10 protein-coding genes are annotated in these 9236 nt (G+C 30.2%); all 10 read left to right on the forward strand.

Annotated elements, in window-relative coordinates:
- Positions 1 to 234: hypothetical protein (locus G440_RS21420; RefSeq protein ID WP_034259725.1), on the forward strand; the 234-nt coding region annotated here is incomplete at its 5' end.
- 50 nt (positions 235 to 284) lie between these two features.
- Entirely contained in the window at positions 285 to 698 is a 414-nt protein-coding gene (locus G440_RS0115525; protein ID WP_026452154.1) for a hypothetical protein, read from the forward strand.
- A 165-nt stretch (positions 699 to 863) separates the two neighbouring features.
- Positions 864 to 1289: a hypothetical protein gene (locus G440_RS0115530; RefSeq protein ID WP_026452155.1), complete on the forward strand. Its 426-nt coding sequence runs from the start codon at positions 864 to 866 to the stop codon at positions 1287 to 1289.
- A gap of 20 nt (positions 1290 to 1309) precedes the next feature.
- Complete coding sequence (locus G440_RS0115535) at positions 1310 to 1744, forward strand: hypothetical protein (RefSeq protein ID WP_157418023.1); 435 nt, start codon at positions 1310 to 1312, stop codon at positions 1742 to 1744.
- A 173-nt stretch (positions 1745 to 1917) separates the two neighbouring features.
- Positions 1918 to 2418 (forward strand): hypothetical protein, encoded by a 501-nt coding sequence (locus G440_RS0115540; protein WP_034259727.1) that lies wholly within the window; start codon positions 1918 to 1920, stop codon positions 2416 to 2418.
- Positions 2419 to 2604: 186 nt separating this feature from the next.
- Positions 2605 to 4431 (forward strand): DUF262 domain-containing protein, encoded by a 1827-nt coding sequence (locus G440_RS20110; RefSeq protein ID WP_051285423.1) that lies wholly within the window; start codon positions 2605 to 2607, stop codon positions 4429 to 4431.
- 152 nt (positions 4432 to 4583) lie between these two features.
- Complete coding sequence (locus tag G440_RS0115550; protein WP_026452158.1) at positions 4584 to 6842, forward strand: N-6 DNA methylase; 2259 nt, start codon at positions 4584 to 4586, stop codon at positions 6840 to 6842.
- Positions 6843 to 7028: 186 nt separating this feature from the next.
- On the forward strand, positions 7029 to 8303 hold the full coding sequence (locus tag G440_RS0115555; RefSeq protein ID WP_026452159.1) for a hypothetical protein: 1275 nt from the start codon (positions 7029 to 7031) through the stop codon (positions 8301 to 8303).
- A gap of 3 nt (positions 8304 to 8306) precedes the next feature.
- Positions 8307 to 8465 (forward strand): hypothetical protein, encoded by a 159-nt coding sequence (locus G440_RS21265; protein WP_157418025.1) that lies wholly within the window; start codon positions 8307 to 8309, stop codon positions 8463 to 8465.
- Between the two features lie 79 nt (positions 8466 to 8544).
- A complete protein-coding gene (locus G440_RS0115565; RefSeq protein ID WP_026452160.1) occupies positions 8545 to 9024 on the forward strand; it encodes a hypothetical protein in 480 nt (159 codons plus the stop codon).
- The last annotated feature ends 212 nt before the right edge of the window (positions 9025 to 9236 follow it).

Below are 9236 nucleotides of genomic sequence, written 5' to 3' on the forward strand. Positions count from 1 at the left end.
GATTATCCATCAACCATGAAAGTGATGAAAGTATGCCAAAATGCATCCCTGCGGTGGAAGTCATATTATTGGGTATATTTAACTGCTGGACTTAAGGGCAAATACGTAGGAGTTGAAGATCAAGGAAACGGAATTTGGAGAGTATTTTATAGAGACGTATTTTTAGGTTACTTTAATGAAAATAAAATAAGAGATAAACAAGTATCAATTAGACTAAGTCAGAATCTAGTGTAAAGCATGTGACTTTAACTTTGTAAACTATGTGCCTTAACGAACATTTGAGAATGAAGAACTTAACAATATATTTCTTGCTGATTTTTACACTTTTTAGTTGTAAAGAAAAAGTTGTTGACGGAATTGAAATTGGACATACACTCTACACAAACCAATCGTTTGAACAGAATAAAAAATTATCGGAACTGATTACTCAAACTCTGAATAAAAACTCAAACGGATTATCTGAATTGACCGAATTTTGGTGTGGTGGTGGAGCTGGTTGTTATGATTTAGGAATAATTACATCCGAAATAGTTTATAAAATGGGAGAATCGGAATTTATAAAAATCGCTTCCGAATTAGAATCTGAACGGAAAAATTCTCTAAAAGGACTATTAAACGCAGGATTGGAATATGGTTATGAACCTGATAGAAAAATAGAAAATGAATTTCCAAAACTGAATAAAATATTAACGGAATAAAAAAAACTAACGCCAACACCGTATAAAAAAAATTGCTAGTTTTAGCTAAACCAAAGTTAGTTGCTCGTTTGCTAGCTTCTGATTTTCCTTCGGAAAATCCTCGCACACAAACACGCAACTTTCCTTATACATCAACGTTGTGCGTCATACAAAAAACCAATCGTTATGTTTGATGAATTAGAAAAATACAAATCAAATGGTCATTTCTTTTTTTCAGAAAAAGACGATTTAAAAAAAGTTTGCAACGCGCCAAATAACGGAATTGGAGTTTACGTGGTTTATGCTCTAAAAGGCGGAAAAATTGAGTTGATTTACATCGGCTCATCTGGAAAAGTAATGCAAAACGGAAATACAAAAGTACGTTTGGGAGGAATGTGCGATAGATTAATTAATGGCAAACAATTTGGAGATGCTCGGAAAAGAACTTGGAAAACAAAACTGATTTCAGAAAATATTGAGGCTTTAGATATTTATTGGTATGAAACCTTCGACAAAAAAAATCGAGATATTCCAAATTTTGTTGAGGGAACTTTAATGCAAAGATTTTACGAAATTTATGGTTCCCTACCAAAATGGAATGTGGAATATTAAAAAAATTATTGACCAAGACGATGAAAACAATTTTAGAAACCACTCAACTTGAATTTGATAAAAGTGATTTTCTAATTGACTTGGTTAAACACGAAAAAGGATTATTGTATATAGAAATTACTCAAAGTATTATAGACTCAAAAAATCAAAACAATTCAATTAAAATCAATCCAACTGTTTTATCTGACATTATAAAGGTTCTTCAGAATTACCAAGCAAAAATTCCAAACACATCTGATTTAAAAAACAAACACATAACAGATTCTGAACAACAAAAAATTCAAGAACGTTATTTAAAAGGCGTTACAATCAAAGATTTGTCAATGCAATTTGACCAAACACCTGAATTGATTGAAATGATTTTAAGAAATAAAGGAATTGAAATTGTGGACAATGAATTACCTAAACCAAAGTTTTTTGCGAAAAATTATAAAAGAAAAAGAAGGAGAAAATAATAAGCTGAATAAAAGTACGAACGCACAACACAGTATATAAGCTATGGCTTGGTCAGTCCACATTTGGAAAATCCTGCGGATTTTCCAAAGCCGGTTTTTATCAGGAGAGGTCCGTGCCGAGACACGCCACAGCTCATATACAAAAACGTTGTAGTGCATTTGAGAAAAACGAAATGAATAGAAAAATTGGAACTTTATTACTGACTTTAATTTTTGGAATAACAAGCTGTTCCAGTTCATTTATCGCTCGAACAAAAAATAAAAATATAAAGCTGAGCGGAATAGACGAAAAATCTATAAAAGTCGGAACGGAAAACGAAAAAGTACTTATTCTATTTGACAAGAATGAATTAATTACTCTTTTTCAAAATGATTTAGCGGATTTTTATGACCAAAGCGTTAAAAGCAAAATTGACGAACTGAATTCGTTAAAATCTGACTTGATTTTTCCTGAAAAAGAATGGAAAGGGAAATTAAAATTCACCGAATATGAATCAAAGTTTTTGAAATTATTAAAAGCTGGAAAAGCCGAAATAATTGACAAAAAAGACAATGAAAAGGTTGTAAGTATTAAATACACATTCATTATGGACAAACTTGGTGGACAAGATGGCTACTTTAGTTTCAAAAATGGAGAGGAATTTTATAGAATTTTAATAGCTCTTGGAGAATAAAAAACGCACTACAACAATGTATAACCGCAATTACGGCGGATTCGACTACGTCCGAATCCACTCGGAATTGCTAACGTCTGTGCTAAACCGAATATTAACGCTTATTAACGCGTAACTGACGGTTATACGAAACCGTTGTAGGGCATTTAAAACAGCATTGAACCAACAGAGAAATATTAAACTGAAATGGCAAACGAATTAGAGAAAGCTATAACTATAAAGGAAGCAATAGACAATATAGATTCAGGAGACTTGCTTCTTCCCTCGATTCAAAGACGGTTCGTTTGGAATACAAAACAAGTCGAATTTCTCTTTGACTCAATTATGCAGGATTATCCCATAAACACATTTATGTTTTGGTCTGTAACAGATGCGAATATTAAGAATCAGTTTCGTTTCTACGATTTTTTGAGAAAGTACATTGAGTACAAAGGGGGAAACAACGAAGAGAGAAACACTAATGGCTATAAAGACTTTAAAGCTGTAATTGATGGACAACAGCGACTGAATAGTTTGTATATAGGTCTAAAAGGCACATATGCTTACAAAAGATACGTTTACAGAAAAAAGAAGTATCAAAAAGATGAGCGAGACTATCCAAGTAGGAAATTATATCTTGATATTCTAAATCCTATTGTTGATGATGAAGAAAAGAAAGTTTATGATTTTCGCTTTCTCATCCATAACGAACACGAACGACAAAACAAAAGAAAAACTAAAGGAGTCGTAGATGAAGAAGGTAAAAGATTTGAAGTTGATTGCTTTTGGTTTGAAGTTGGAGAAATTCTGAAATTTCAGAACGAACATAGCGTAATTACTTATCTTTCAAAAAACGACCTTGATATTGGTGGTTTTCCAGGAGAGACATTGTTAAAGCTTTATAAGCTGACCAATGAAAAACCAATAATCAACTTCTTCCTAGAAAAAAATCAAGACTTTGACAAAGTACTTTATGAATTCATAAGAACGAATTCAGGCGGAACTACACTTTCTTTCGCTGACTTATTAATGTCAATTATAACAGCATCTTGGGAATCAGGGAAATCTACAAAAGGTGCACGTGAAGAAATTGACGAATTAATCAGACAAGTAGAAGACATTGGTTTTGGAATTAATCAAGATTTTGTTTTAAAAACTTGCTTGGTACTTTTCTCACCAGACATCAGATTTGCTTTAAAAAATTTTCAAGGTGAAACAATCCAAAAAATAAAATCTGAATGGGGTAAAATAACCAGAAGCATCAAATCCAGTTTTGAACTTGTAAAATCACTTTCATTTAACAATCATTCTTTACGGTCAAAAAATGCGGTTATTCCAATAATCTACTACATCTACTTAAAAGACCGTTCAAACGAGATTAACAAGGATAATAAGCACGTTAGAAATAAATCAATAATTAAAAATTATCTTCATCTATCCCTTTTAAATAAGCTATTCGGTGGCAGTTCAGACGGATTTTTAAAATCAATTAAGCAAGTGATTGAAAAAAACCACGAAAGGGATTTCCCTTTAGTTCAGCTAAAGGAAAAGTTCAAAGGCACGAACCGTAGTTTTTTAATGGACGAAGAAAAGCTAGAAAATATACTTAGGACCTCATATGACAGCTTAGATGGGTTTTATGTTTTGTCGCTTCTATTTCCAAAATTCAATTTTGATTTCAAAAATCCAAATATTGACCATCTACACCCAAGAAGTCAATTTGAAAATTCAGATTTCAGCTTTCTAAAAGACGAAGAAGACGTTGAGTTCTATCAAAGTCATTGGAATACTGTATTGAATTTGGCTTTACTTTCAGAAGAACAGAATAAATCTAAGAACAAATCAGAATTAAAGAATTGGATAGAAAAACAAGAGAAACATAACCTTGGGATAAGAAATTCACTTTTGATACCCGAATCAATAGACCTGAAATTTGAAAACTTTAAAGAGTACATTCAAGAGAGAGAAAAGTTGTTGAAGAAAATAATACGAGAGAATACGGAACAAGAAAAAACGCCCTACAACATTGTATAAGCGTAATGCGGGCTGAACAGCTAATAATGAGCGTTTTTGCTCCTAATAAACTTTACGGTATGCGGACAGTGAATCGCTCCGAAACCCCGCACTACGCTTATACTTGACCGTTGCCAGCAAGCTAAAAAAACATTTACTACCAACTAAAATCTATGAAAAATATAAAAGAAATTTCAGAGAATATAAGAAGTAAAGGTTTAGACCCATATAATCTTGCAAACTTGTTAAGCGAAATAAAAGAACAACCAAAGGAATATGACAAAGATGAAATAATAGACTATCTCGCATCCAATAGGAATTTTGACTACCACTCTACCCAAAATGATATTTCTTGGCTGATGGCTGAAATTGGAAGGTCGTATAAACCAAAAGATGTAATTGATTTGTGTTGTGGATTAGGGAACATTTTGTTTCACATAGATTATTGTAGTTCCCAAGGTTATGAAATTAATGAAAATATTGTAGATATAGCCAATTTCATTTCACCTGATTTGAATGTCAAAAATATAAATAGCGTTGAACATAATTACAAAAAAAAATACGACGCTATAATTTCACATTTTCCCTATGGTAGAACTCAAATAGATGGAAGAAAAGATGATTTTGAGAACGTCTTCATAAAATTATCGATGAATTTATTAAATGCTAAAGGTGTTTTAATTTGTTTAGTGCCTGAAAGACTACTTTTCAGTACTAATCTGGAAAAGTTTAGAGATGCAGTTATAAGCCAAAACCACTTAAAAAGTATTATTTCTTTACCATCAGGGCATTTTCAAAAAACTGGAATTAAAACATCAATAGTAGTTATTGAAAAAAATGTAAAAAATGATAAGACCCATTTTATTCCATATTCTAATTCCGATGAGACGTTAAGTAATTTTAATAACGGAAAAAATGGATTTTTTATTGAAAAGAAACTTTTACATAAAAGATGGGATACTAACTTTCATCATCCAAAGCATTTAGAATTAGACAATATTTTAAATAGCGAAGAAACAAAATCAATTAATGAATTGTCGAAAGTCATTATTGGATATAACAGAAAATTAGATAAAAAAGATAGTGGCGATTATCAATTATTACATCCAAAAAATATAAAAGATGGACTATTAACTATCTATGATAATTCGAGATTTATTGATAAGGCAGATTTGGAAAAAAGAACTAATACTATTTTACAAGAAGGCGATATAGTAATCCCGAGAATATACAGCGATTTTAAAAAATTATATATTCACAATAAAAATGCAAAACCATCTGTAGCAGGACCTCATTTATTTATTCTTCGCTCAAAAAACAATGAATATTTAAAAACATATTTGACCACGTTAGAAGGTAGGGAGTTGTTTAATCAGCAAATTCAAAAAAACATCAAAAGTGTTGCTATGCCTTTAATATCCGTAAGCGATATCAAAAATTTTCAAATACCTATTTTAGATACACGTCTTCTAACAAAAGACAATCTTGAGTTTTTGACAGAAAAAGAATTAAAGGAAATAAAGGCTAAACTACAAACCAGTAATCAATTAAATTCTGAACTTCAGAAAGAAAATCTAACATTAAAAGCCAAGGTTTCATTCAGTAATGAAATCATAGTAAAACTTGATTTACTTATTGATAAAACGAACACTATTGACAAAAAAATTGATACTGTATTAGATGAAATTAGAAGTTTGACTAATGATTTTAAAAAGATTAAAAGCCTTCCAAGAAACGAAGAAAGTAAAATTTTGAGAATGCAAATTCAATTAGATGAAAAACTCAATTTATTAGTCAAAGAAAAAACAGGCATAAAGAGTTACATCAATGAAGTAAAATTATGGTTTACTTTATGGGATTTATTAGAACCTGAAAGCAAAAAGTTCATTCCGCAAGCGGAGTACTTATTAGACCAAATCAATGAATTAGAGGACGCTGATTATTCCCCTTTTATTATTCAATATAGTCGAGCATTGGAAAACGAAATTTTAATAAAATTATTCAACTCTTACCACGAGTTTCTAATAAATGAAAATATTGATAGGGATAATTTAACTGCTAATGAGTTTAGCAACAGCAAAACAGTTTCTTTTGCAAAAGCTATAAAGAAAGATGACCGGAAATATACCTTTGGCACAATGAACTTTATTATCGGTTTGCTAAAGAAGGACGGAAACACACTTTCCCAAAGTAAACTTTTACAGAGCTTTAAAGAATACGTAAATAAGTATTTTGAAAGTAATATTTTAGAGAAAATCTATATGAAAAAATTGAATACAATAGTTAGCGAATATCGAAATAAAGCAGCACATCCGAACATAATAAATGCGGAATCGGCAATGGAGTTTCACGAATTAATAAAAGAAAGTATTATTGAGTTTATCGAAGGATATCGCGAAAAGCCAGCTGGCAACAACGTATATAAAACATAGTGCGAGCCATTGCCAGCACGAAGGTTCGGGCATTTTTGCGAGGTCGCCAAATTTTTAAATTTGGCTAATTGAGAAAAGAAAGATAATTAGAAAAATTTAAAAATTCGGCTTGTGCTTAACCGAAACGTAATTGCTTATTTTCTGCACTACGTTTCATATACAAACACGTTAGCAAACATTTAAAAAATGACAGCAGTAATAGGAATTTTAAATAAAAATGGAATAACAATGGCAGCTGATAGTGCTGTTACAGTAACTGGTGGAAATCAGAAAAAAATATATAATACTGCTAATAAAATATTTACTTTATCCAAACATCAACCTGTTGGAATAATGATTTATAGCACTTCAACTTTTATGTCAATACCTTGGGAAACAATTATAAAGCTATACCGTAAAGAATTAGGCGAAAAATTTTTTGATACTGTAGAAGATTATAAAAATGACTTCGTAGCTTTTTTAAAATTGAAAAACTTTTATACGAATAAAGAAAGTCAACTACATAATTTAAAACAATTTGTTTATTGGAATTTAAATATACTTAAAGATGAAATTGCTAAAAACCTTTCTGATGGAAAAACAGAAGAAGAGTTATCTATAGAGTTTAAAGAAAATATTCTTGATAAAGTTAAGGGTAATGTAGACAGTTTAAAAGACGCGAAAAATATTTTAAAAGATTATGAAGATTATGATTTAGAGAGCTTTATTAATTTCGCAGATAAAGGAATAAAAGAAGTAATAGCAATCATTTTTGAAGGAATTGAATTATCAGATGAGATTAGAAAATTGATTGTAGAGCAATATTATTATCATTTAAGAACAGATAACTTTATCGGTCTGGAATCTGGGTTAGTATTCGGTGGATTTGGAGAAGTGGAAATTTATCCTTCCATTGTTTCTATTAAAGTCGCAGAAGTTATTGACGATAGATTAAGGTATTTTAATGATTCATCGGACAAAATATCCGACATTAATAACGGCTCAATTATGCCATATGCTCAAACTGACGTAATAAATATGTTTATCAAAGGTGTTGACCCGCAAATAGATTATACATATCTAACAGTTTTTGAAAAGTTACTTAATAAATACAATGAAACTTTAGTTGGTTTATTGGAAGTTGAAAAACCTGATTTAGCAGCAAAAATAAAAGGTTTGGACTTGAGTGTAATTACAAACGAATTTAGAGATGAATTATTAAAAGTCCAGAGAGAAAAGCAAATTATACCAACTGTAGAAACCGTCGCAATTTTATCAAAGGAAGATTTAGCAGAAATGGCAGAGAGTTTAATATATTTAACATATTTAAAACGCAGAATATCTTCAAGTGAAGAAAGTGTTGGCGGTCCAATTGATGTAGCCATAATAAGTAAAGGGGATGGTTTTATATGGAAAAAAAGAAAACACTATTTTGAAGAGGATTTGAACAAACATTTTATGTCTAACTATTTTAAAAAATAAATTATGCTAAAGCAATTAAAAAAAGACTTGAATACGAAAGCAAATTTATCTTTTCAAAAGAAAAAAGTTGATTTGAAAATTAATCCAAATATGGACAGTGAATTAATATCTGATTTAATTTCAGAAAAATTAATGAAGAATATAAAAGAAAACGTTTGCTAATAACGTATATAAAACCGTTATCAAACATTTAAAAAAAATGAAGTGTAATTATAATTGAGAAAAATTCAAAAAATATAATATGAATAACGATTTAACAATAGATAAAGTTTTAATGTTTTTTAAAGCGTTTAAAGGAGATGAAATAACCTTTGAAAATACATCGTGTGGAAATTATACAGATTATTATTCTGATATTGAAAACGTTGGAATTTCCTCATTACGTGTAAAAGTGAATTCTCAATATTCAAATGCTGATTGCGTAGATAAAGATAATTTTACAGATGTTTCTATTGATTCAATTAGACAAATAATAAATAAAAATAGTCCATTTAGAGAATTCGAAATGGACAGTAAAGTTGGGAATTTACGAGCGTTTCTATCAAAAAATAGGATCCATTTCAAATCTTCAGAGCAAATCGCTTTAGATGATCTGCTGGAAAGATTTAGAAGATTTTTTGACGAAATAAATAAAGAAGGAGCTGATACAGAAGATTCAGTTGACCGAAAAATAGACCGTAAAAGATTTTATAATTTATTTATCGATTTAAAGAATTACTAAATGTGTCGCGAAAAAACGTTTGCTAACACTGTATAAAAAAAATAGGGCAAGTAAGTGCTAAACTCAATGTTTTGGCACATTTACAAGGTCGCCAAATCTTTTGATTTGGCTTTTAGAGAAATAATATAAAACAAAATGCAAAAGATTTGGCTTGTTGATAATCCGAAAGGTAATTGCTTATTTACAGCCCTACTTCTTTTATACTAAACGTT

Origin of the sequence: Aequorivita capsosiphonis DSM 23843 (assembly GCF_000429125.1) — a bacterium.
GTDB classification, from domain to species: Bacteria; Bacteroidota; Bacteroidia; order Flavobacteriales; family Flavobacteriaceae; genus Aequorivita; species Aequorivita capsosiphonis.